The organism is Vibrio hippocampi (genome assembly GCF_921292975.1).
Lineage (GTDB): Bacteria > Pseudomonadota > Gammaproteobacteria > Enterobacterales > Vibrionaceae > Vibrio > Vibrio hippocampi.
In genome coordinates, this window is the sequence record NZ_CAKLCM010000005.1 from 18,393 (window position 1) to 37,886 (window position 19,494).

A 19,494-nucleotide genomic window follows, 5' to 3' on the forward strand; every position below is an offset into this window, starting at 1 on the left:
CAGGTGCAGCCAGTAAAACACCCGACTACTCGAAAGCTATGCTAGCCAGGTCGGGCTTGGTGATAATCAATGCAGGCATTCAGTTGCTCGATGTAGATCATCAGGTTGGTCAGCGAACGCTTGGGGTAATAGATACCACCCTCATCCACCGTGTACGATTCAAGCTGTGGTGCTGCAGGTTTGCAGTCCACAACATCAATCGGCATCGCCGGTGTTGTCTGGGCGAGTGATTGACACCCGCCCGCCACTAGGACCAAAGCGCTCACGATGGCTACTTTCAGGGTCTTGCTTGATACCATTGAGTCTGTCCTCTCTGCGTATCCGTTTAGCTTCGGCTCGATGCCTATCCAGCTCGGCAAAGAACCGCTTCACCACAAAGGGGATGACGGTCAACCAGCTGGGTAGGTTCATGTCTTTGCCTGTTTAAAATGTTTGGGGTCGTTCCAGACTTCATTACCTGCCTTGCCTTTGTTGGCAGCGAGGAACTCGAGCAAATCAATCAGCCAGGTCGGCAACTTGGCGAGCCATTGCGGCGGGATGAGCTGGCGAACTTGGGACCAGATCACCAAGACCATCGACACCCACAGGGCAATGGTCTTGCCGTGCTCACCAAACATCACTGTCAGCAACGTGACCCAGTCAACCGGTGGCAGTTCTGGGGCGGTACCACTGGCAACAGCGGCAGGGGCGATCAGAAAGAACGCCACCATCAAAAGGTATTTCATGTCGGCTTTACTCCTATGTAAAAAAAAGGGCAGCCAACACGGCTACCCTATCAATGCACCGGCGTCGGTGCCCGTGCTTCCCTGCCTAGCAATTCAGAACCTCAAGCGGGAAATTCTCTTTGAACTCGTCCACGGTACCCGCACCCAAGTGGGTGTTGTAATGGTCTTTCCAATACTGGGCTAACCCATCAAGGTCACCCGCTTTGGGTAGCGCTGGCTTTTTGCGACGGTAATGCACTCGGCACATCGCCACGGCAAAAGCTAAGTTGGTGATGAGTTGGGACACGTCTGGGCGCATGTCCTCATCCAAGCTGGCCATGCTGGCAAGCTCGGTGATTTGGTTGGCTAAGCTGCGCTTATACGCCAGGTAGTTATCCCAAATATCTTGATAGGTGGCGGGCTCCATCTGGACCACGCCTAAAGCGGGACCACTCCCCAATTGCTTGAGGTACTTGGCGCGGCTCTCCTGATAGATGGTCCCAACAACCAGCTGCTCAGCGGCTTTGCTGTGCAAGCCCAACTGTTTCAGTGTTGGGCGGACGACTAAGGTGGTTAACTGTTTCGCATCCATCATGAGGCTTCCCGTTGTTGGCGTTTCTTATCGAAATGCACATAAATATCAAAGACAAGGCGCCCTGCTATCACAAGCAAACCACCCAGAGAAATCAGGTTTGCAGTGGTTATTTCAGGCGAAGAGGCGGCCGTTTCTGCAGCTTGCTGTGCTTTGGCAGCCACTTCATTACTGAAAGCACTCACACTGGTCCCGCCCCCATAAGCAATCAGGCGGCCTTTCCATTCGTGGAGTCTTTCAAACAGCATGGTAATGAGGTTTGGCATAGGGGTTCGTCGGTCTACTGGCTGAGTGCAGGAAATAAAAAAGCCCCAGCGGTTAAACTGGGGCTTTTGGTGCAGTGCTTGGACATCGCGAGGAAATCGTTGTGGGCTGATTCAGCTACACCAACACCACAATGACGAAAAAGGTAACCTAAAATGCCAACTCTTACAACACGCAACGTGTGAAAAACACACTTTTTGTGCTATTGCTAGCAAAAAAAATAACCGTGACCAGTCACATTGCGGGGTTTTCGCTTAATTTCGAGCGTTCAAACCAACGAGACACCACCCCTTTGGCTCGCTGCCAGAGGCTCGGTTTCTTCTCCGGTGCCTGTTTTGCCTTTTGGATCCGCTCATAACGCTGTTCGGCATAGCAATAGGTCATTTGCCACCACAAATACGAGCGCTTAAAGCCGACTGGCGATATGGGACTCACCGGAACGAATAAGCGATGGCTGCACAGGCTACTGACCAGGGCAGCAGTGAACGTCTTACGAAACACGTCCTCCATGGCGGAATGAAAACGGCGATGCTGACGACGGGCAAACCAGCGCAAGCGTTGTTGTTGCTGGCGCAGCTTCCGTGCTTGACGAGCGGCATACTGGCGTTGCGGGATCCCGTGCTTGTTGGCTTTCTTGTTACGATGACTGAGTTTCATGGTTTGAGCTCCTTATTTCGTTGGCCACCATGGCTGTACTGACATTGATAATCCCCCTCAAACACACAACTACCGCCCACTTTGTACGGGTCGCCACACTTGCCACAGCATTGGTGGCGCTTCTTATGCGCGGTCACTTTAGTGTGATACGCCTTGAGCAAGTCGAGCGCCAGAGCATTGAAATCTCGATGATCGGTGTAGTCCATGATCTCGTCGGTGATTTGTTGGTACCACGGTGACAAGGTCACTTTCTTTTCTTTCATGCCTGCGGCGCGTTTTCGTTCCCGTTCTGCCCGTTTGCGTAGCGTGGTCGGGCTGACTGGGTCAGTGGTTGTGATATCAGGGTTCTTGTCTTCCATATTTCGCTCTGTCCGGTGCCCGTGCGTTTGCGTCTCATGCCTTGCCCCGTCTGGGCGGGATCGGTGCAAGGCGAACCAAGTCAAAACAGCGCAACTTGGTAGGTAAACTAGTTAACCTAAGCGGGTGTTTCGGCTGCTTTTGAGGCCGCCTGAATGTCACTTGAGCCACTGTTCTGCTCCATAGGCACAGCCCACAGACAAAGCGGCCCCTCTTCCGTGTCATGGATGGATAGTAGAAACGCTTCATCCATTGGCTTGGATGGCTCCCAAGATGCGATATTGGTCTCGCCATCTTCAAAAAAGGCGTCCACCAATGCCTCTGGTGCATCATTTTCAAACCAGACCACATCAAGGGATAAACCTTGCGCCTTGAAATAGGCTTTAAATTCATCCCAAGTGGTGTTTTCACCCAGATCAGGGAAGTCTGGATGGGTCCAATACCCCTCTAAATCACGTTGTACTTGGATTGCTTTGATGGTCATTCCGATTCTCCTGTGGTTTAAATCGTTGGATCTCGCCACGATCACAGCCAGCCTGCGGCTTTAATCACGGCATCTTGTTTTTGCGATCTTCCCACGGTCTTCCCGTGAAAAATAAAAAAGCCTTGGGTATCGAGCCACGCATGATAGGTCTCAAGGGCCTCTCTTTTGAGCGCTTCCGTGGTGGTGTGAATGTAGGCTTGGTCGAGGTCGGACAGCTTATGGTTGAGCAGGCGCTCGCCCACGAACTTATCGACGCCCAGATCAGCCAATCTTGAACGAGCCAGTTTGCGGCAGTCGTGACTGGTCCATTCTTCGCCACTGATCAACTGATAGATGTCATTGGCGCTGTCTTTGCCCATCGGTTTTTTGGGATTACTGCCAGGGAACAACACCAAGGTGCCCTCCGATTGAGTGACCTTATAGGCTTGCAGCAAGGCGATCATCTGATCCGTCAAGGGCAGGTATAAGGTCTCTTTGGTTTTGGTGTGGCTTGCCGGCAGTCGCCAGGTCTGGTTTTGCCAGTCGATATGGCACCAACGCGCCAGTCGGGTCTCGGTGATGCGGGTGGCATGACCCAGCTGCAGCAACACCAACATGCGGGCTTTCCAATCGGTGTTTTGCAGGCGCTCAAACAAGGGCGCCACCATCGGCGGGTGCAATTTGCCCTCTTTGGGATCGGCTTTGGCCTGAATAAAATCACTGAGCTGAATGGCAGACATCGGGTTGTGTGACAGCATTTCCTCTCGAGCGGCCTGCATAAAGGCGGCTTTCAAGATAGCGAAATAGCCTTTGACGGTGCGCAGTTCGTAGCGCTCCTGCAGCGGCCACACCACCAACTTTTTGATGTGATGCTTTTTGGTGCCCATCAGTGGCAGCTCATCCAGGGCAGGCAACAAATGGTTGTTGATGACCGATTTCACCGCACTGCGACGGCCTTTGCTGATCTGCCTCGAGGTGGTGACATGATCGAGGTACCAACGCAGGCAATCGCCAAAGGTGGTCCAGTCACTCAGGGTCTCATCGTTACCGGAGGCCAACTTGGCGAGTTTTTGCGGCATCAGGTCAATGAGTGCTTTGGCGGGCAACTGTGGCCATGTGCCAAGGCGCTCCCATTTGGCTTTGCCATTGCGACCGTTGTGCTTGCGCTTGTCGATGAACCACCACGATCCGCTTTCACGGCTTTTATGAAAACGCAGCTCTAAGCGATAGCGCTCATCACTCAATCGGGTGATCACGGGGTTCGCTTGGTGGCGTTCGATGGCTTTATCGGTAATACGCAGGCGCTTGGTGGTCATGGTGTCTCTCTACAGAATGAACAGGTCGGCAATGCGGCGCTGCTCTTCGATGTCTTCGATACGGCGACGAATTTGCACCTTGTCAGGGTCCGGCTTAGTGCTGTTCTTGTCCGATTGCTTGCGCTGACGGGCATTGATGGGAAAATGAAATGCTGTGTGGTCCATGGTCGTGTCCTTACTGTGCGTTTGCGTTACTGATTTGGTTTAGTCTTGCGCCATTACCAATGGTGCCTTTGCCAATGGTGCCTTTGCCACTGGTCGCCCTGCTTGCTGCATTTGCATCGCATCACGAATGCAGTCATGTAATGAATGGTGCGGGATCAGCCACTCCGGTTGGTCCCACTCTTCGAGGTAGCCTTTGGTGCCACCACTGAGCGCATCGATGTAGGTGCGAACGTCACGCACTTGGTTGTATTTCCAAGGCGCTTTTTTGCCCACCATGCGATACAGGCTTTGCAAGATCGGTGGATCGAAGTCGGTACCACGGCAATACACCTGTGAATCACCAATGAAGTCCGTCAGCAAGTCCATTACTTCGGCCACGGGCAGCGTGTCACCGTTGATCACGCTGTCTTTGGCGTCTTGGCTTTGTTCACGCCACCATTTGGCGGTACTGGCTGAGACGCTGCGGCCATGAATGAGCTGCTCGGTCACATTGACCATGACGTGCAGTTGGTGTGGTCCCTCTTCCTGAAGCTTGCCGCCCTCGATGCCGATCCCCATGCCGTCACCATGACGATTAAAGCGAATGGCTGAAATGGTCAGCACCACGGCGGTGCTCTGGGTGTCGAGTGTTTCCGTGTCGATCACCACGGTGTTGTTTTCATCGGTCATCATCTTTCCTCAAGTTCATTAATTTGCGTTTGCGTTACTGATCGCCATTAAGGCTCTGTTTGATGTGGTCCCGACCTTGCGCCAAGTAGCGGCGATAGGTCCGCAAACTCACGCCAAGGGCATGAGCCATGGTGGCTTGGTCGGCATCCGGCGAGACGCCACGCAGGCGAATAGCGCCGTAATGTATCCGCACCACTTTGGCCACGACCGGCTTATGGCTGGCGAGCTTCATCAATGCGGATTCAATCTTGGCCTCAACACTGTCAAGAACGGGGCCTTTCTTGCCCCCTTTCCCAAAGCACATGACGCCTTTGTTCGCGATCATCACTTCCATCAGTGATGCGCTTTGTGGCAGCACCCCGCCAAGGTGGACCCATCGGGCCCACATCTCCATCAATGTGTCGAGCTCCTTGCGAGGTGTGGTCATTTATTCCACCGTCACCAGGTATTGGGCGGTGCCGTTCGCCGTTTTGGTGCCGGTTGGCTTCATCACGCAGCGTTTGCCTGCGCAATACCAAAAACGCCAGCCCGTGCGCGGATCACGTCCGGTCGCTAACGGGTCTTTTCTAAAATGGGCTTTGAGATGCCCCTCGGCTTCTCTCTCATTGGTGACTAAAAACTTTGTGGTCATAACTCAACACTCCTTTAGGCCACTCGGTGACGATACTTTTTGCGCAAAAAACACTCTGAAAACGCCTCATCCGGACGCAGCACAATCACATCAGACTCACTCTCAAATCGAGACGAGATCAGAACATCGTCTTTCGAGATCGCCCCCTCGACGTTGAGCAGTTCATTTGGAAAGTGACGGTGTAGGTTGCAGAACAGCGCGTGCTGACCGCGCAAAAAGGCTATTTCCTCCCTTGAGTTGGCGCCCACGACCACGTTCAACACCGTTGGCGAACGATGAAGCAACAATTTCAATCGCTCCACACGCTCGGCCGGACTCGATACAAATCCGACATCGATGGTGATCATCTTGGGTTGCTGTAAATGAGTTAGCTGAGTTAAGACCGTATTCCTCTCGCGACAGTCCGTGCCCTGAATTACCATAATCAACATGTTTCCCACTCCCTATGCCGCTTTTGTGATGGTTTGGCGCTTGCTTTCAAAGTCTCGAACCCAACGTTCCAGATCGAGCAAGCCGCCTGATTTGTTCAAAATCACCACTAATTGACGAGGACGTGGGAAACGGTGGAACCCATACCACATGCGTAGTGTGGATTCGGGGTAACCGAGAAGCACAACGGCTTTCGGAAATCCGATTTTGTCCACCCATTCCTGGTAAGTCATACGACGGCGTCTCCTTATTAACACGATTCGGGAGAATTATAATCCCCTTTCGTGTCAATAACAATCACAGATTGTGTGGTAAGTAGATCGTTTTGTGGTAAAGTTATGTATTAGACGTTTAAAGGAACGTACTCATCAGTATGAGTACATAACGAAACACAACACTAAGGGGTTACAGATGGGTTTGGGGCACCTTAGGAAAGCGTTAGGTAGATGAGATGAATAGGAATGAGAAGTTCGGACAGAGATTAAGAGAACTTAGAAAAGAAAAAGAAATAGCCGAAAGTAGAAAGTGGACTTGTGATCAGGTCGGAAAAGCTATTGGCATAACTCCGTCTGGTTATACTAATTATGAAAACTCTCTAAGAATTCCAAAACTAGATGTTATAGAAAAGATTGCTTCTTTCTATAATGTTTCTCCATCTTATATTGCATGTTTCAGTGATAATAAAGGCAATAGTAATAATGAATCATTACTAATAATGCCACAGCTTACCGAGCAGGCGCGGGCAGAGAGCGCATCAGCACTGGGAGACTTTGCCGTGTCTCCGGAGCTTTTAATTAAATACAGTATAAATAAAGATGAACTTTTAAATGAAATAATAAAAGACAATTCAATGTCTCCTCATCTTTTAAAAAATGATTTTATTATTATAAAAAAAGAAAACTTTGAATCTTTAGAAAACCTTTCTTTTGGTATTTATTGTTTAAAAGATTCAAACAATCAACTTTGGATAAGATGGGTTAAGCCAGAACTTGATGGTTCTTACAAAGTGTATCCAAACAACACCACTCACTATGAATCTTACACATTCACAAAAGAAGAATTCTCTAAGTTTGAAGTTCTAGGAACTATCTTTAAGATCATAAGAACACCTAGATTTGATGATTTGTAACAGTTTACTCAACTAGAGTTGTGGCATTATAGCGACACGATAAGTCGGAAAAAGATACAAAATAGTGACCTTGAGTCACTATTTTTTTTGGTTTCAAATAACACATTTCGTGATATGATTCGACACAGTTTGTTTAACTTAGGTAAGGAAACATGTCTGATCACCCATTGGCAGCATTACTCAATAACACCCAACGCTCACTCCCAACCACTCGCCAAGGTGCGGTGGCCATCAAGAAACTGGAAATGAGCTTGGCGCCCTATCCGGCGTACTTCCGCGAAATCCAGCAAAACGCACTGGAAGAGCTACGCCAAAGCAATCCCGAGGCTGCCGAAGAAATAGAACTTGCCCTCGAATCAGCCCAACAAGCTATTGAGATGCATTGCCGCGGGCTCCGGATGGTAAATCAGTTACTCAATAACGATTAAGGCACCGCTATGGACAACGCGAACCTGACTCTACACCCTCAGCACCTAGACCAAACCGATCAGCGACTCCTACTGGCTCATGCCAGTGGGATGACCAACCGCCAAATCGCCAACGAAATCGGCACTGACATGGCGACCGTTAACCAGTTAAACCGACAGCTGCAGCAAAAGCTCGATGCAAGCAGCCTGCCCCACGCCATCGCTCAAGCCTTTATCAAAGGCATCTTGGCCGTGAAAAACACCGCCCGCACCATCGATGGCGAAGTTATCGCCCGCACTCTTTGCTTGTGCCTGGTCATGATCACCAGTGCGCAAAGCCTTGATAGCAACATGATGAGAACCCGTTCACCACAACGCAGCAACCGCACCCCAACGACAGTAATGCGCGTCGTTCGTGCGGGACGAAACAAGGAAATCGACGCATGAAAAACAAACTCACCGACTTAAACAATCACCTATTTGCTCAGTTAGAGCGTCTTTCTGACGAAGATTTAAAAGGCGATGCACTGAAAGAAGAAATCAACCGCTCAAAGGCGGTGACTGGCGTATCAAAGGAGATTGTCGCCAATGCACGCTTGGCCTTAGATGCACAAATGGCAATTGGCCAAAGCCTCAAACAAGGTCAGCTGCCAGAAATGATTGAGAGTAAGCAGTAATGGCGCGCATGTTTGTCACCAGGGAAATGAAAGCCTGGTTAACTGTCTACTGGCCAAAGCTCGACATTGAAGCGCTGACGGATGCGTTTAACCAGCACTTTGCCGTGGAAAAAACACCGGCACAGCTCAAGGCCACCTTGAAGAACTACCGCATCAAGTGTGGGCGTAAACAAGGCGAACTGACCAAAGGCGTAAGTCGCGAATACACGGAAGACATGATCCAGTTTCTTGCTGACCACTACCCCAAAGCCCCAGTTAAGGACTGGCTTGATACCTTTAATCAAACCTTTGCGACCGACAAAAGCAAAGGCGCGATAACAGGCACCTGTAAACGGTTTGGCATCAAGTCCGGTCGAGATGGCCGCTTTGAGCAGGGGCATGTTTCCCACAATAAAGGCAAGTCTTTCCCTTTACGTGGCAGAGCCAAAGAAACTGCGTTTGGTGGTGCCCGCTCCAATTCCAATGACAACAAAAAGCCGATTGGCTCTACACGGGTATGCACGAAAGACGGCTATCTCATCATCAAAGTGGCTGAGCCTAGCGTTTGGCGTCATGCACATGTTGTTCTCTGGGAGCAGGAACGCGGGCAAATCCCAAAAGACCATGTGATCCGCTTTTATGACAACTCACCAGAAAAGATAAAGGCACCCACCATAGACAACTTATTCATGGTCAGTCGCTCCGTTCATGCACGACTAACCCAAATGAAGTTATCAAACATGCCAATGGAGCATAAAGAAACGGCGATATTGATTGCCAAAATTGAGCAAGAAATAAAGGGAAGACTCGAAAATGAACAACGCTAACCTTATCAATCAAAGCAGCGGGGCTGTGGAATACTACACCCCGCCAGAATGGACCGAGGCCGCCCGTGAATGTATGGGCAGCATTGAACTGGATCCGGCTAGCTCTCTGGCTGCCAACCTTTCCGTGATGGCCGAACGCTTCTTTAGTGAAAGTGATGATGGCCTTTCCCAACCTTGGCAGGCCAAAACCCTATGGATGAACCACCCTTTTCACCGTGGTGAGCGTGCCTGCCCCAAAAATCACGACAAGTGCAAAAAGAAAACCTGCAAAAAACGTGGTCATCACATCGATAAAGACATTCCAAGCAATGACGACTGGATCACCAAGCTCATCGCTGAATATGAAGCCGGCAACGTCAAAGAGGCTATTTGCATCACGTTCGCCAGCACCTCTGAGGGATGGTTTCGCAAACTCTTGAAATACCCTCAATGCATGCCAGATAAGCGCGTTCAGTATTACAACCCTGACGGCACCATTAACAACAACGTGACCAAAGGCAGCGCCATTACTTATCTAGGCCCTAACCTCGACAAATTTGCCGCCACTTTCAGAAAACTTGGCACCATCAAGATCGAATACTAAGGAACACCCAATGAACGCAAACGCACAGCTAAAACAACTATCTAACCAAGACCACTTAAAGCAGTTCGACCCAGACGACCTATTGGAAGCCTTTCTGCATCGATACAATGACCAGAATGCTGCTCTCGATCAGTTAACCGGTGAAAACCAACTCCTGCAGCAATCACTCGATGGCTACAAGCGCCAATGTCATGAGCAAATCAAAGAGCTCGAGGAAGTACGCGAAGAAAACGAGACATGCCGAAACCTCGCCCTAGAGGCTGAAAAAATTGCCAATAAATCCTCTGGGCTCACTACTGAGTTAGCCAGGGCTCGAGCGCAGATCCAAACCCTGCAGAAGCAACTCAAAGACGCCAATGCTGAGGGCAGCCCGAAAAAGCTCAAAGCCCAGGTGAAACGCCTCAAAGACAAAGACGCCGAACAGAAAAAGCGTATCGCCTCACAAGAGCAGGTTATTAAAACCTTGCGCCACTCCGTTGAGCAGAAGAACGTCCAGCAAAACCAAGCATTCGACAAGATCGCCTATCTGCAGAAGCAGCTGGCCCACGACACCGGCAGCGGTCTTTACCATAACGGCGAGCATCATCTCATTATCTGGCCACAGAAAACCAAGATGCTTGATAGCGATGGCAACACCTTTGAGGGTCGTTCGCTGCTTTATCTTCACCAGTCAGGCCGTGGTGGTCTCATGACTTACAACCCAACCACTGAACAAGTGAATCTCTGCGCAGCACCTCGAGGTGGTTTGCGTCCAAGTGAAGATTTAAAGCAATTCGCGCAAGACTGGTTATTCAAGGTTAACGACCTGCAGGATGGCATCGTGAAAGAAGAAGACATGATTCCAGTGAACTATAACGGCGATTTTGAGAAGTAAGGAAATAGCATTATGAAAATTGAGCAATCAAACGTTACCAAGTTGTACTTATCTGAAATCCCAAGACTTGACCCTATTGGCGTTTTCATTGAGGACTACAGCAAAAGCCAAGGAAAGATAACTATTGAGTGTTTTGGTGAGTCATGGTCTCACTACTGGGGGGCGATGGGTGGCAGAACGCTGGCTGAATTCTTTACTTCTTGCAACACAAGCTATCTAGCAGGAAAGCTAAGCGACATCAAATCAGGTCTAGATGATTACGAAGCATTTGAGCTAAAAGCCAAAAAAGAAATCCTAAAGTTGCGCCGTGCCGATGAGATTGATTTAGACAAAGCCAGATACCTTTATGACGAAGTTGATATCTCATCATTGGATGATGACGATGGAGAATGGTGGTGCAAAGAAAACTGCGACATTCTAAGCGAGATTTTCGGAGAAGAATGGTGGTATTCAATTCCACAGAAAGAAAACCCTGATTACACCTACCTATGCCGGATCATTGAATCCGTTCAGGATGGACTTAAACAATTCACCAAATCCAAAAAAATCGATGAGGTGGCGCTATGAATTACGGTCAATGTGTTCATTGTGGAAACGATGTTTATGAGAGCGATGAACGAGTTAGCTTATCTATTGGCGTTGCTCATTTTACGTGTGATCAAGAGTACAAACTTTCTTGCGACCTTGAAATGAAAGAGTTCATGGAGCAGGAAAAAGCTCAAGCCAAGCGCGAAAACAAACTACTTGCTCGCCTAAAGCGGACTTTAAAGCCAAAGGTTTACAGTTTCATTGAGTTTATGTTCGAAGATCATCGGGTAGGAAGTGTTGAGATTGTAAGGTTCGATAAAGTATCTGGAAGCAAAGAGCGAGCTAGAGATTGGGTTGGTGAGAGTGTTGCAATTCGTTATGTCTGGGATGACACGAGCACTGATTATTGGGGGGACGGTTACGGTGGTTTGATTTGGATTCCAATTGGCCAAGGCCGCTACTTACAGATGCACGTTTGGGGATAGAGAGAATATTATGAATTTCGCGCAATTCGATAACACCAAATTCTGCGGCAATATGTGGGCCGTACACAAAGGCGAGAAAAAGTTCGTCGTAACTGCCAATTTTCCTGAGCGCCTATTTGGCTTACTTCCAGAAAAACCAAGCTCTGACTTTGATGACGAAACCATGATCGAGTGGGTTCGATGCGAAAACGTCAGCGAGGTCTTTTACACCGGTGGCAATAACGTTGCCAGCATCAACGCAAGCCAAGAACAATCTGAGGGCGAACAATGATCGTATTAAACAACGGCGACTTACATAGATTTTGCCAACCATTCGATGCTGATATCGATACCATCGCCTTTGCACTTTCACACATCAATCGTTATACAGGACATGTGGGCCAATACAGCGTCGCTCAACATTGTGTTTTGGTGTCAGAACAGCTGCCTAGAGAGCTTAAATTATCCGGCTTGCTACATGATGCGCCCGAGGCATACATCGGTGATGTCTCAAAACCATTAAAAGCACTCCTGCCTGAATACCAAAGCATTGAGCAGTGGTATCACACACAAATCGATGAGCTGTTTGATGTGACCACCGAGCACCCTGCCATCAAAGAGGCAGATTTACGAATGCTGATCACAGAAGCTGAGGCGTTTAATCTACCACTTGATGAGTTTCCTAAAGCTGAGCCTTATAGCATCGACTTTAAACCATGGCCTGCGGAAGTAGCACGCCTTAGATTCCTTGAGTGCTTTCAGAACTATTTTGATTTATAACCCAACACCAACCACAAAGCCGCTGAAATAGCGGCTTTTTTTGTATCCTCACCTCAATTTCAACTACGTATAGCATCAATGCTATACATTTAAGTTAATGCGGTTTATATTATGTATAGCATCAGTGCTATACATAGGGACGCAAACGCATGACAACCTCAATGAAACTCTTAACCCGTATCATCATGATCGGCTGCCGTAAAGGCGGCGTGACTAAAACCACCACAACTGTGAACCTTGGCTATGAGCTTAGCCAGCACGGTAAGCGAGTATTGGTCCTCGACTTTGACGGCCAAGGCGACAGCACCAAGTTTTATGGCCGTGAAGACTCCGAGTTCTATATTGGTGATGCCCTACTCGATCGCAAGTTCGATATCACCAAGGCAATTTATCCAGCCATCATTAACGACATCGAGCAAGAGAACCTCCACATCATTCCAGGGCGCCGTGGTGACATCATGACTAAGCTCGATATGGATATGATTTCTCTGACTCGTCGTGAAGAACGTCTGAAACTGCACCTGGACAAAATCAAAGATAACTATGATTTCATTCTTATCGATACCAACCCAGGCACTTCCGTTCTTGGCCTTAACGCCGTAATGGCCGCCACCGAATACCTATTCCCGACCGAATACAAAGAGCACAGCCTCGATGGCGTAGAGACTCTACTCGAGCATATCCAAGACGTTAAATTCGTTGAGGAAGAAGAGATCAAGTTCATGGTCGTACCATCCAAGATCAGCAAGACCGCAAAGAAAGCCCTCGACTATGGCACCGGCTACCTAGCAGAACGCTGGCCGAACAATACCGCAAACACCACCATTTGGGATCGTAGCCTATTCACTGAGGCAGAAATGGAACACGAACCCGCCAGTGTGATTAACCGTGGCCACGTTGCCGCTCGTTACTACAAAGAATTAGCAAAAGAGGTAATCGCCAATGTCTAACGAAATCCAACAACAGATTGATGAGCTAAAGGCGAAAAAGAAAGTGACGGGAGCAGACCGCGCTCGATTAAAAGTCCTAGAGCGTCAATTGAAGCAATCCCAGAAAGATGATCAAGCAGAGGCGAAGTCGAAAACCAACGTGTTCGCCACCAAGCCAACCACCAAAATCAATCCGCTGCCTATTCGATTCTCAGGTGGAGAGCGCACCGGCTTAACTGAGCTGGCTAACGACATTAAGTCAGACAGCATGGAATTGGTGATCACAGAGCTTGGAAGTGAAAGAGAAATCAACGATACCAAGCTAGTCAGAGCAGCGGTTTACCTGCTTAAACAGCACAGTCACGAGGAAATCGTGGAAGCCATTAAACAAGTAAAGTTGAACATGATCAGATAATTAACTATGTATAGCATTAGTGCTATACATATTGAAATAAGCGGTTTATATTTATGTATAGCATCAATGCTATACATATAAGAAAGCCGGCGAGTATCTCACCTCTGCGCCGGCTACTGTGACCAACCAAATATAAGGAATCCAGTTATGTCACACGCTCAATATACAGCAATCTCAAAAACTCGTCTAATCGACCTAGCCAATGTGCCTGCAGGTCAGCTCATGCAATTTCTTGCGACTCGACCTAGTTGGGTTCGTGACCAGGTATTGGCAACACTTGCCAAAGGTGCGTAATGACTTGGTCATTGCCGAAAACCTGCTTTAGTTGCCAGCACTATAAGCAGATCGGCTTTAAAGAGGATGAGCTGGCGCCCACGAAAGATAGATGGGGGTTCGACAGCCCAGCGAAAAAACAACGCTATGGGATGTGCGACAAAAAAGGATGTCATGTTTTTTGGAATGAGCGGCCATGCCCATCCTATGCCAAGGAACTCGATGTCACCACGCACGAATGCAAACCTCGAGACAGGGCACTGCAATCACACCAAGATACTCTGTTCTAAAAAAAGCCCCGTTTTATAACGGGGTCTATTTTATGACAAGTTACTCTTTTACACTTCGTAATTCTGCTATTAGCGCTTGGAGCAAGTTAAGCCCAGAACCAATCTCAACCCTGACATCGTCGCCCGTATCATTCGCACGACGCATCACGCTCAAAATCGCTTCCATCTCATCACATTTTTTTGTTATTCCTTTGTCTTTCATCAGATACACCTAGCCATAGCAATAATTCCGATCAGCACTTAAGTAGAAACTCTAAGTGACCGCAAAACTATGCCCGCATAGTTTCTGTGTGTAAATATGCACACCGAAAACTGTCCTATACTTAGCCTATCGCGGAAGAAATTGACCTATGGAGTGTGACGCATGTCTTATGAACCATTAATCCAAGCGATAAAGGCACGCAGGGAAGCCGCAGGCATGTCTCAAGCTAAAGCTGCTGATATGGTCGGGGTTTCACTAAAGACCTACCAACGCATAGAGAACGGAGCGACAGAGCTCAAAATGTCTCACTACCGAATGTTGCTGCAGAAACTAAAAGTGACCGACTTAGACATTTCACTCGACATGATTGGTGTCGATAAGGCAACACCGTGGGATGTGGCGGCAGCGGCAAGAACGCTACCACCGGACGTAAGGGCCACACTTGTCACCCTGATAATGATGATTTATCGAGACAAAGATGGGGAGTGGTGATCACTTCTCAGCGGCCGCAATCACATTCATTAGCTTATAGAGCAGCTCTTTACTGGCCGCTCCCGAGTTAAACTTTTCATTCATCGACCACACTGTGGCGCCAGCTGCGTGAATGGCGTCGATCGTCTGCTGCATTGATGCAATGGTGTTGGCCAGCTTGTCCAAGCGCCAAACCACAAGAGTATCGCCAGGCTTTAGCCGGCTAATCACTTGCTTAATATCCTGATCACTAAAAATCTCGCGACACCCATAGTCATTCAGAGCCTTAGTCTGAATCCCCAAGTCGTTATCACGGACTACATATCCATACTGCATTACTTAAACCCACCAACGTGACACGTCACAAAGACCATTTTTGATAAATGTTAAAGCAGTCACATATAAGAAGATACAGGCAGGGTAGCAAAAAATGACACTCACCCCTCATTTTTTGGGGCGGATTATACATCATATGTTAAATAGGCAAGTTTGCTGCCTGTTTTGCTGGGTTCACAGATTCAAGCGAGCGAGCAAGCCAAAAAACACAAAAAGAGTCAGCGGATAACCAAAATTATGATATTGTAAATTTGTTACCGTTTGGCGGGAATTTACACGCCATTTTTGACGTGTTGGTTTGGCGGCCGATTCGCACCGAAACCGCCAAAAGATCATGTTATCTATGACTCAACATAGAGTCGGTATAAATAGCGAAGCACATCAGGTGCGGTGGTTATACGGGTAAATCGCCCCTCACCCTCTTTTGTGTATAACCGCTCTCCATCTTCAAATGCCTTTACGGCCTGCCAAGCCTTATCAAATTTCACTTTGTTCATTACCAACAACCTATCACATATGTGTATAGCATTAATGCTATACACACCAAAACTTTATTTTGCTAACTCATCATCTATCAAGCGACGTAACACACGAACATTAGACAGAGTGCTGATTACCACCGCATCATCATCGCAAGTTTGCAACCAGGTTGAAAAAGCATACAGAACATTATTAAACGAGACTCCACCGCCTATCTGCTCGAGGAATACTTTTTCTAAACGATGAAAGGCATCAATCACATCACGCTCAGTAAAACCACGCTCATCCAGTGACACTAAACGCTCATTGATCTGCTGCTTTTGTTCATCCGTTAGCGCAACCTCTTCGGATGACTCATCATCTTTCCATGACTTAGCCAGGGATAATAGCTCGCTCTGCAACTTATCAGCCCGACTCGATGCCACCGAAGCGTTAGCTTCTGCATTGGCTAATTTTGTTTCCATTACGGCCAGAGCTTTCTCACTCTCGACTAACTTATTGTGCTCAATTTCAATTTCATCCATCAATCTCACTTGCTGCTCAGAAAGGGATTGATTAAGGCCATCGGCTAGTTCTTTAGTATCAGCCAATTGGTCAGTTAAATCTGTCACTCTTAAATCACTAACCTTTAGCTTAGCCAATGCATCTGTGAGTTGTTCTTGAAGAGAATCGATTTCAACAAACTTACTCTCTAACTCATTACGAAGACCAACCATCTCATCAAGATGCTGTTTATGCGTACTTTCTAATTGAGCATCATGCTTGCTTTGTTCCGTGGTCAATCTTTCGTTAAGCTCAGCAACAGACTGCTTACCTTGCTCAATTTGTAAGTCTCTCGCTTGCAAACGTTCGCGTAAACTGGCTAGCTCCTGATCTTTATCGTGGTTTTCGTTAGATAGCAGCGCCAACTTTTCATTAGCAGCCTGTTCTACCTGACGAAGCTGCTCCAACTGTTCCTCCAGATTGTCGATCAGCTCAAGGCGCTCAGCGGCCAAGCTCATCAAGCCCGACTTTTCCTGCTCGAACTCAGAACGAGCGGCATTCACCTCTGCATTTTTCTGGTTCCATAACAACCGCCAGATCTCCAATGAAGCAGCATTCAGCGCATTATTGAGTTGTTCTGGCGGTTCTGGCAGTTCAGAAAGCTCTTTTGTTTCATAGCCAGCTTTGAATTCATCCAAGATAGTGACCGCTTTCTTGTACTGTCCACCAATAGCTTTTTGCAGCATGGTGGCTGTAATAGCATTAATACCCATTCCATCATTTAACCATTGCTGGATCTGGTTGTGGTAACGCTGAGGCTCTATACCAGGGCGACCAATTGACTTGTTCTGTTCCATGTCATGACCTTTCTTAATTAGTTAGTTAATCATTTATTTACTAACTAATATACTAATCAAGTCTACTATGGTCAAGTAGTGTTCAAGAAAAGAAAGGCGTTACAGTGTAATAAGCGATCGCTTTATAATGCAGAGGTAGAGAGCACCATTAATTTGGCGATACAGTGGCCGTGCCAGCCTCAATTTGGGTAGAAATTCCGCTTCCTCGGTCTCCGACTGCTGCGCAGCTACGACTCTGCGGCGAGCGGTCCAGTTATAAATCTTTTCCGCTTATTCAGTTAAGTGAATGACTATGCACCAAGTTGTTTCTGAGTTTCTTTTAACATTCACTTGAGTTGGAGAGTGGGTTGATTACGCTCAGAGAAGAGAAAGGCTTGATTTTAGGTAAAATTAACCCTTACCCACGCAGGCTTGCTTTAATAGCAGCTCACTGCGCAGGTAATGGTTTGCCTTAAATGTCCATACGCCCGTCGGGTCGAAAAGGAATCATCCAGGGGTGGTCTCGCTCCACCTGTGCGTGTTTATAGCCTCCACTTACCAGCCTAGTAAGTTTCAAAGGCCACCTTCCTAGCCACGCACCGCAAATCAATAGAGGAGGAGAATACTCGCTCTATGCCTCTCGCCAGAGTTTCACGCGAGGGTTTCCCCAACATACGCTCTCTGTGATTCGCACCAACCGCTAACAACCCTCGGACTGTGTTTGGTTGCTCTGTTTGTCCCTAGCGCCCACCTGTCTCTGTAACCGCCCGTAACGCTAGAGTCACTGAAATTGCACTTTGTTGTGATGGGTAATGAGTGCCTGTTAAACCCGTTATCGTTTTAATTCAGTGAAAGGCTTACGTGTGGGAGCTCGGCGAACGCCCACAAGAAAGCCCATCACTGAGGATGCGAAAACAGATTAGGCGAGTTGTAATTAGAAACGCAGCGGCAACCATTGTTGCTGCTGGTATGTCGACTAGAGTGCGGAATACGCCCCGATAGATCTGACGTACCGACGGCGCCCATGACGCCAAAACCATGTAAATCCATTAACCAAACTGCCCTTTTTATGCGGGTACACTTGCAGTTCTTGGTTCACACGGGTAAACTTAATTTGCGTTTGCGTTCACCGATAACAATATGTTTTGTTTTTGTGTGAGCCAATTTCTGAATAACCCGCCTGCCAGCGGGTTTTTCTTTATCTGCTGTATGCCAAATTGTTTTTCTATATGCAAAAGTGGCCATTCAGCCACTCTTCCCTTTAAATTCCTTGCCCCTTTTCAGGGAACCATTGAACTTTAACACACCTTTTTTATCATTTCATCTCAAAATGTGTTGTTTATCTTTCGGTCGTTTGTTCTGTGGCCAGTTGTTCCAGACGTTGCCTAAGATCTCCGGATAGCTGTTTCGCTTGAAGCAATGAGACGGTAAGCCCTCGCATACACACATCTTCATTTGCTGCACCACACAACAGACGCAATAGTTCATCAAGATCAACGATCTCAGGCAAAAGATCAACAGCATTAGAATTTTTTTGTGAATCAGCCATCCTGCGCACCTGTTTATTACTGTATATAACCACAGTATTAGAGCAGAATTTTTAAGTTTGGGCAAAGGGTTAACAGATCTGATACGGGGAAGGGCCGCCACATATCGTGACGGCATAGCTATGAAAGGTATGATTAACCAATTTGAGACCAGGATTTCCAGGTTTGTCCACGGTCTACTGACACTCGACGATAAGACGGTGAGCCGTCCTTGGTTAGCGTTATATCTTGCGTTACATATAAATCCGTCGCCGTTACATGAAGCTGGCCAAATGCCCAATTTTCAGGCATACCAAGAACGGTATAATCTTCCAGGCCCAGCGCGCCAAAGTTGACCCTGTACAACATGGTCTCGGAAGCAACATCAATAGACTCATTCCTCCCCACAAATTTCTCATTGTCAAAATAGTCAGCCACATAATGGGACATGCGTAAATATTTGCTTTGGGTGTCGGGACCGAAAATAACCGCCTTGGTGCCATTATTTCGGGTAACCTCAACCGTTGATGTATCTTTCACATCAAAATCAGTCAGTATGTCACCAGAACCATCTTGAGCCTGTACAAACTCAAGCCTAGAGTCACCTTCAACATGGATGGGCCACCGAGGCGTCGCGGGCGGACCTTTTCTCGCGTCAATAGTAGGCACATCCCATTTCACTACCGACTTATCCTTGATGACAAACAGTGAATCAGAGACATTCCCCGAACCATCATCATAATCGGTAATGACACCAT

The 19,494-nt window shown here is 47.9% G+C and carries 36 protein-coding genes; 16 read left to right on the forward strand and 20 right to left on the reverse strand.

Going from position 1 to position 19,494, the window contains the following annotated elements:
- Positions 1–41 precede the first annotated feature (41 nt).
- Positions 42–266: a hypothetical protein gene (locus L9Q39_RS20455; RefSeq protein WP_237487243.1), complete on the reverse strand. Its 225-nt coding sequence runs from the start codon at positions 264–266 to the stop codon at positions 42–44.
- A 1-nt stretch (position 267) separates the two neighbouring features.
- On the opposite strand from L9Q39_RS20455, the gene L9Q39_RS20460 reads away from it, so the two are divergent.
- A complete protein-coding gene (locus L9Q39_RS20460; RefSeq protein WP_237487244.1) occupies positions 268–405 on the forward strand; it encodes a hypothetical protein in 138 nt (45 codons plus the stop codon).
- 2 nt (positions 406–407) lie between these two features.
- Here the strand turns inward: L9Q39_RS20460 and L9Q39_RS20465 are convergent, their stop codons facing one another.
- The 13 genes from L9Q39_RS20465 to L9Q39_RS20525 form a co-directional block, all read right to left on the reverse strand.
- Complete coding sequence (locus tag L9Q39_RS20465; protein ID WP_237487245.1) at positions 408–725, reverse strand: hypothetical protein; 318 nt, start codon at positions 723–725, stop codon at positions 408–410.
- A gap of 85 nt (positions 726–810) precedes the next feature.
- The gene (locus L9Q39_RS20470) at positions 811–1,299 is read right to left on the reverse strand and encodes a hypothetical protein (protein ID WP_237487246.1); all 489 of its coding nucleotides are present in this window, start codon (positions 1,297–1,299) and stop codon (positions 811–813) included.
- Positions 1,296–1,562 (reverse strand): hypothetical protein, encoded by a 267-nt coding sequence (locus L9Q39_RS20475; RefSeq protein WP_237487247.1) that lies wholly within the window; start codon positions 1,560–1,562, stop codon positions 1,296–1,298. The genes L9Q39_RS20470 and L9Q39_RS20475 overlap by 4 nt, the downstream gene beginning before the upstream one ends.
- A gap of 232 nt (positions 1,563–1,794) precedes the next feature.
- Complete coding sequence (locus L9Q39_RS20480; RefSeq protein ID WP_237487248.1) at positions 1,795–2,217, reverse strand: hypothetical protein; 423 nt, start codon at positions 2,215–2,217, stop codon at positions 1,795–1,797.
- Positions 2,214–2,576 carry a hypothetical protein gene (locus tag L9Q39_RS20485; RefSeq protein WP_237487249.1) on the reverse strand — a complete coding sequence of 121 codons (363 nt, stop codon included), beginning with the start codon at positions 2,574–2,576 and terminating at the stop codon, positions 2,214–2,216. Before L9Q39_RS20485 ends, L9Q39_RS20480 begins: the two co-directional genes overlap by 4 nt.
- Before the next feature lie 116 nt (positions 2,577–2,692).
- On the reverse strand, positions 2,693–3,058 hold the full coding sequence (locus tag L9Q39_RS20490; RefSeq protein WP_237487250.1) for a hypothetical protein: 366 nt from the start codon (positions 3,056–3,058) through the stop codon (positions 2,693–2,695).
- A gap of 41 nt (positions 3,059–3,099) precedes the next feature.
- A complete protein-coding gene (locus tag L9Q39_RS20495; protein WP_237487251.1) occupies positions 3,100–4,353 on the reverse strand; it encodes a tyrosine-type recombinase/integrase in 1,254 nt (417 codons plus the stop codon).
- A gap of 9 nt (positions 4,354–4,362) precedes the next feature.
- The gene (locus tag L9Q39_RS20500; RefSeq protein WP_237487252.1) at positions 4,363–4,518 is read right to left on the reverse strand and encodes a hypothetical protein; all 156 of its coding nucleotides are present in this window, start codon (positions 4,516–4,518) and stop codon (positions 4,363–4,365) included.
- Positions 4,519–4,557: 39 nt separating this feature from the next.
- Positions 4,558–5,190: a 3'-5' exonuclease gene (locus L9Q39_RS20505; RefSeq protein ID WP_354004663.1), complete on the reverse strand. Its 633-nt coding sequence runs from the start codon at positions 5,188–5,190 to the stop codon at positions 4,558–4,560.
- Positions 5,191–5,221: 31 nt separating this feature from the next.
- Positions 5,222–5,614 (reverse strand): hypothetical protein, encoded by a 393-nt coding sequence (locus L9Q39_RS20510; RefSeq protein WP_237487254.1) that lies wholly within the window; start codon positions 5,612–5,614, stop codon positions 5,222–5,224.
- Positions 5,615–5,818, reverse strand: coding sequence for a hypothetical protein (locus L9Q39_RS20515; protein ID WP_237487255.1), 204 nt, complete (start codon positions 5,816–5,818; stop codon positions 5,615–5,617).
- A 14-nt stretch (positions 5,819–5,832) separates the two neighbouring features.
- Entirely contained in the window at positions 5,833–6,249 is a 417-nt protein-coding gene (locus L9Q39_RS20520) for a hypothetical protein (protein WP_237487256.1), read from the reverse strand.
- A gap of 12 nt (positions 6,250–6,261) precedes the next feature.
- A complete protein-coding gene (locus L9Q39_RS20525) occupies positions 6,262–6,480 on the reverse strand; it encodes a hypothetical protein (RefSeq protein ID WP_237487257.1) in 219 nt (72 codons plus the stop codon).
- A gap of 218 nt (positions 6,481–6,698) precedes the next feature.
- Between L9Q39_RS20525 and L9Q39_RS20530 the strand changes: the two genes are divergently transcribed.
- From L9Q39_RS20530 to L9Q39_RS20595, 14 genes are all read left to right on the forward strand, one after another.
- On the forward strand, positions 6,699–7,376 hold the full coding sequence (locus L9Q39_RS20530) for an XRE family transcriptional regulator (RefSeq protein ID WP_237487258.1): 678 nt from the start codon (positions 6,699–6,701) through the stop codon (positions 7,374–7,376).
- Between the two features lie 152 nt (positions 7,377–7,528).
- The gene (locus tag L9Q39_RS20535; protein WP_237487259.1) at positions 7,529–7,804 is read left to right on the forward strand and encodes a hypothetical protein; all 276 of its coding nucleotides are present in this window, start codon (positions 7,529–7,531) and stop codon (positions 7,802–7,804) included.
- A gap of 9 nt (positions 7,805–7,813) precedes the next feature.
- On the forward strand, positions 7,814–8,230 hold the full coding sequence (locus L9Q39_RS20540) for a LuxR C-terminal-related transcriptional regulator (protein ID WP_237487260.1): 417 nt from the start codon (positions 7,814–7,816) through the stop codon (positions 8,228–8,230).
- Positions 8,227–8,460: a hypothetical protein gene (locus tag L9Q39_RS20545; protein ID WP_237487261.1), complete on the forward strand. Its 234-nt coding sequence runs from the start codon at positions 8,227–8,229 to the stop codon at positions 8,458–8,460. The genes L9Q39_RS20540 and L9Q39_RS20545 overlap by 4 nt, the downstream gene beginning before the upstream one ends.
- Positions 8,461–8,486: 26 nt before the next feature.
- Positions 8,487–9,266 (forward strand): HNH endonuclease, encoded by a 780-nt coding sequence (locus L9Q39_RS20550; protein WP_237487262.1) that lies wholly within the window; start codon positions 8,487–8,489, stop codon positions 9,264–9,266.
- Positions 9,253–9,849: a hypothetical protein gene (locus L9Q39_RS20555; RefSeq protein ID WP_237487263.1), complete on the forward strand. Its 597-nt coding sequence runs from the start codon at positions 9,253–9,255 to the stop codon at positions 9,847–9,849. The genes L9Q39_RS20550 and L9Q39_RS20555 overlap by 14 nt, the downstream gene beginning before the upstream one ends.
- Positions 9,850–9,859: 10 nt before the next feature.
- Positions 9,860–10,723: a hypothetical protein gene (locus L9Q39_RS20560; protein WP_237487264.1), complete on the forward strand. Its 864-nt coding sequence runs from the start codon at positions 9,860–9,862 to the stop codon at positions 10,721–10,723.
- A gap of 12 nt (positions 10,724–10,735) precedes the next feature.
- On the forward strand, positions 10,736–11,290 hold the full coding sequence (locus L9Q39_RS20565; protein ID WP_237487265.1) for a phiTE_072 family protein: 555 nt from the start codon (positions 10,736–10,738) through the stop codon (positions 11,288–11,290).
- Entirely contained in the window at positions 11,287–11,736 is a 450-nt protein-coding gene (locus L9Q39_RS20570; RefSeq protein ID WP_237487266.1) for a hypothetical protein, read from the forward strand. Before L9Q39_RS20565 ends, L9Q39_RS20570 begins: the two co-directional genes overlap by 4 nt.
- A gap of 10 nt (positions 11,737–11,746) precedes the next feature.
- Positions 11,747–12,007, forward strand: coding sequence for a hypothetical protein (locus L9Q39_RS20575; RefSeq protein WP_237487267.1), 261 nt, complete (start codon positions 11,747–11,749; stop codon positions 12,005–12,007).
- The gene (locus tag L9Q39_RS20580; RefSeq protein ID WP_237487268.1) at positions 12,004–12,495 is read left to right on the forward strand and encodes a hypothetical protein; all 492 of its coding nucleotides are present in this window, start codon (positions 12,004–12,006) and stop codon (positions 12,493–12,495) included. The genes L9Q39_RS20575 and L9Q39_RS20580 overlap by 4 nt, the downstream gene beginning before the upstream one ends.
- A gap of 161 nt (positions 12,496–12,656) precedes the next feature.
- Entirely contained in the window at positions 12,657–13,445 is a 789-nt protein-coding gene (locus tag L9Q39_RS20585; RefSeq protein WP_237487269.1) for a ParA family protein, read from the forward strand.
- Positions 13,438–13,839 (forward strand): hypothetical protein, encoded by a 402-nt coding sequence (locus tag L9Q39_RS20590; RefSeq protein ID WP_237487270.1) that lies wholly within the window; start codon positions 13,438–13,440, stop codon positions 13,837–13,839. The genes L9Q39_RS20585 and L9Q39_RS20590 overlap by 8 nt, the downstream gene beginning before the upstream one ends.
- 147 nt (positions 13,840–13,986) lie before the next feature.
- Positions 13,987–14,133, forward strand: coding sequence for a hypothetical protein (locus L9Q39_RS20595; protein WP_237487271.1), 147 nt, complete (start codon positions 13,987–13,989; stop codon positions 14,131–14,133).
- 309 nt (positions 14,134–14,442) lie between these two features.
- Here L9Q39_RS20595 and L9Q39_RS20600 read toward each other — a convergent pair whose 3' ends face one another.
- Complete coding sequence (locus L9Q39_RS20600) at positions 14,443–14,604, reverse strand: hypothetical protein (protein WP_237487272.1); 162 nt, start codon at positions 14,602–14,604, stop codon at positions 14,443–14,445.
- Between the two features lie 162 nt (positions 14,605–14,766).
- Between L9Q39_RS20600 and L9Q39_RS20605 the strand changes: the two genes are divergently transcribed.
- Positions 14,767–15,096 (forward strand): helix-turn-helix domain-containing protein, encoded by a 330-nt coding sequence (locus tag L9Q39_RS20605; protein ID WP_237487273.1) that lies wholly within the window; start codon positions 14,767–14,769, stop codon positions 15,094–15,096.
- Here L9Q39_RS20605 and L9Q39_RS20610 read toward each other — a convergent pair whose 3' ends face one another.
- The 5 genes from L9Q39_RS20610 to L9Q39_RS20630 form a co-directional block, all read right to left on the reverse strand.
- Positions 15,097–15,411 carry a recombinase family protein gene (locus L9Q39_RS20610; RefSeq protein WP_237487274.1) on the reverse strand — a complete coding sequence of 105 codons (315 nt, stop codon included), beginning with the start codon at positions 15,409–15,411 and terminating at the stop codon, positions 15,097–15,099.
- Between the two features lie 341 nt (positions 15,412–15,752).
- A complete protein-coding gene (locus L9Q39_RS20615; RefSeq protein WP_237487275.1) occupies positions 15,753–15,908 on the reverse strand; it encodes a hypothetical protein in 156 nt (51 codons plus the stop codon).
- A 54-nt stretch (positions 15,909–15,962) separates the two neighbouring features.
- Complete coding sequence (locus L9Q39_RS20620) at positions 15,963–17,231, reverse strand: coiled-coil domain-containing protein (RefSeq protein WP_237487276.1); 1,269 nt, start codon at positions 17,229–17,231, stop codon at positions 15,963–15,965.
- A gap of 1,318 nt (positions 17,232–18,549) precedes the next feature.
- Positions 18,550–18,759: a hypothetical protein gene (locus tag L9Q39_RS20625; RefSeq protein WP_237487277.1), complete on the reverse strand. Its 210-nt coding sequence runs from the start codon at positions 18,757–18,759 to the stop codon at positions 18,550–18,552.
- Positions 18,760–18,892: 133 nt separating this feature from the next.
- A partial coding sequence (locus L9Q39_RS20630) for a hypothetical protein (protein WP_237487278.1) occupies positions 18,893–19,494 on the reverse strand: 602 nt, incomplete at its 5' end.

What these genes read in the sequence shown, in the direction of transcription:
- L9Q39_RS20460 (WP_237487244.1), top strand. Translation starts at nt 268, where the DNA reads ATGGCTACTTTCAGGGTCTTGCTTGATACCATTGAGTCTGTCCTCTCT.
- L9Q39_RS20465 (WP_237487245.1), bottom strand. Translation starts at nt 725, where the DNA reads ATGAAATACCTTTTGATGGTGGCGTTCTTTCTGATCGCCCCTGCCGCT.
- L9Q39_RS20470 (WP_237487246.1), bottom strand. Translation starts at nt 1,299, where the DNA reads ATGATGGATGCGAAACAGTTAACCACCTTAGTCGTCCGCCCAACACTG.
- L9Q39_RS20475 (WP_237487247.1), bottom strand. Translation starts at nt 1,562, where the DNA reads ATGCCAAACCTCATTACCATGCTGTTTGAAAGACTCCACGAATGGAAA.
- L9Q39_RS20480 (WP_237487248.1), bottom strand. Translation starts at nt 2,217, where the DNA reads ATGAAACTCAGTCATCGTAACAAGAAAGCCAACAAGCACGGGATCCCG.
- L9Q39_RS20485 (WP_237487249.1), bottom strand. Translation starts at nt 2,576, where the DNA reads ATGGAAGACAAGAACCCTGATATCACAACCACTGACCCAGTCAGCCCG.
- L9Q39_RS20490 (WP_237487250.1), bottom strand. Translation starts at nt 3,058, where the DNA reads ATGACCATCAAAGCAATCCAAGTACAACGTGATTTAGAGGGGTATTGG.
- L9Q39_RS20495 (WP_237487251.1), bottom strand. Translation starts at nt 4,353, where the DNA reads ATGACCACCAAGCGCCTGCGTATTACCGATAAAGCCATCGAACGCCAC.
- L9Q39_RS20500 (WP_237487252.1), bottom strand. Translation starts at nt 4,518, where the DNA reads ATGGACCACACAGCATTTCATTTTCCCATCAATGCCCGTCAGCGCAAG.
- L9Q39_RS20505 (WP_354004663.1), bottom strand. Translation starts at nt 5,190, where the DNA reads ATGATGACCGATGAAAACAACACCGTGGTGATCGACACGGAAACACTC.
- L9Q39_RS20510 (WP_237487254.1), bottom strand. Translation starts at nt 5,614, where the DNA reads ATGACCACACCTCGCAAGGAGCTCGACACATTGATGGAGATGTGGGCC.
- L9Q39_RS20515 (WP_237487255.1), bottom strand. Translation starts at nt 5,818, where the DNA reads ATGACCACAAAGTTTTTAGTCACCAATGAGAGAGAAGCCGAGGGGCAT.
- L9Q39_RS20520 (WP_237487256.1), bottom strand. Translation starts at nt 6,249, where the DNA reads ATGTTGATTATGGTAATTCAGGGCACGGACTGTCGCGAGAGGAATACG.
- L9Q39_RS20525 (WP_237487257.1), bottom strand. Translation starts at nt 6,480, where the DNA reads ATGACTTACCAGGAATGGGTGGACAAAATCGGATTTCCGAAAGCCGTT.
- L9Q39_RS20530 (WP_237487258.1), top strand. Translation starts at nt 6,699, where the DNA reads ATGAATAGGAATGAGAAGTTCGGACAGAGATTAAGAGAACTTAGAAAA.
- L9Q39_RS20535 (WP_237487259.1), top strand. Translation starts at nt 7,529, where the DNA reads ATGTCTGATCACCCATTGGCAGCATTACTCAATAACACCCAACGCTCA.
- L9Q39_RS20540 (WP_237487260.1), top strand. Translation starts at nt 7,814, where the DNA reads ATGGACAACGCGAACCTGACTCTACACCCTCAGCACCTAGACCAAACC.
- L9Q39_RS20545 (WP_237487261.1), top strand. Translation starts at nt 8,227, where the DNA reads ATGAAAAACAAACTCACCGACTTAAACAATCACCTATTTGCTCAGTTA.
- L9Q39_RS20550 (WP_237487262.1), top strand. Translation starts at nt 8,487, where the DNA reads ATGAAAGCCTGGTTAACTGTCTACTGGCCAAAGCTCGACATTGAAGCG.
- L9Q39_RS20555 (WP_237487263.1), top strand. Translation starts at nt 9,253, where the DNA reads ATGAACAACGCTAACCTTATCAATCAAAGCAGCGGGGCTGTGGAATAC.
- L9Q39_RS20560 (WP_237487264.1), top strand. Translation starts at nt 9,860, where the DNA reads ATGAACGCAAACGCACAGCTAAAACAACTATCTAACCAAGACCACTTA.
- L9Q39_RS20565 (WP_237487265.1), top strand. Translation starts at nt 10,736, where the DNA reads ATGAAAATTGAGCAATCAAACGTTACCAAGTTGTACTTATCTGAAATC.
- L9Q39_RS20570 (WP_237487266.1), top strand. Translation starts at nt 11,287, where the DNA reads ATGAATTACGGTCAATGTGTTCATTGTGGAAACGATGTTTATGAGAGC.
- L9Q39_RS20575 (WP_237487267.1), top strand. Translation starts at nt 11,747, where the DNA reads ATGAATTTCGCGCAATTCGATAACACCAAATTCTGCGGCAATATGTGG.
- L9Q39_RS20580 (WP_237487268.1), top strand. Translation starts at nt 12,004, where the DNA reads ATGATCGTATTAAACAACGGCGACTTACATAGATTTTGCCAACCATTC.
- L9Q39_RS20585 (WP_237487269.1), top strand. Translation starts at nt 12,657, where the DNA reads ATGAAACTCTTAACCCGTATCATCATGATCGGCTGCCGTAAAGGCGGC.
- L9Q39_RS20590 (WP_237487270.1), top strand. Translation starts at nt 13,438, where the DNA reads ATGTCTAACGAAATCCAACAACAGATTGATGAGCTAAAGGCGAAAAAG.
- L9Q39_RS20595 (WP_237487271.1), top strand. Translation starts at nt 13,987, where the DNA reads ATGTCACACGCTCAATATACAGCAATCTCAAAAACTCGTCTAATCGAC.
- L9Q39_RS20600 (WP_237487272.1), bottom strand. Translation starts at nt 14,604, where the DNA reads ATGAAAGACAAAGGAATAACAAAAAAATGTGATGAGATGGAAGCGATT.
- L9Q39_RS20605 (WP_237487273.1), top strand. Translation starts at nt 14,767, where the DNA reads ATGTCTTATGAACCATTAATCCAAGCGATAAAGGCACGCAGGGAAGCC.
- L9Q39_RS20610 (WP_237487274.1), bottom strand. Translation starts at nt 15,411, where the DNA reads ATGCAGTATGGATATGTAGTCCGTGATAACGACTTGGGGATTCAGACT.
- L9Q39_RS20615 (WP_237487275.1), bottom strand. Translation starts at nt 15,908, where the DNA reads ATGAACAAAGTGAAATTTGATAAGGCTTGGCAGGCCGTAAAGGCATTT.
- L9Q39_RS20620 (WP_237487276.1), bottom strand. Translation starts at nt 17,231, where the DNA reads ATGGAACAGAACAAGTCAATTGGTCGCCCTGGTATAGAGCCTCAGCGT.
- L9Q39_RS20625 (WP_237487277.1), bottom strand. Translation starts at nt 18,759, where the DNA reads ATGGCTGATTCACAAAAAAATTCTAATGCTGTTGATCTTTTGCCTGAG.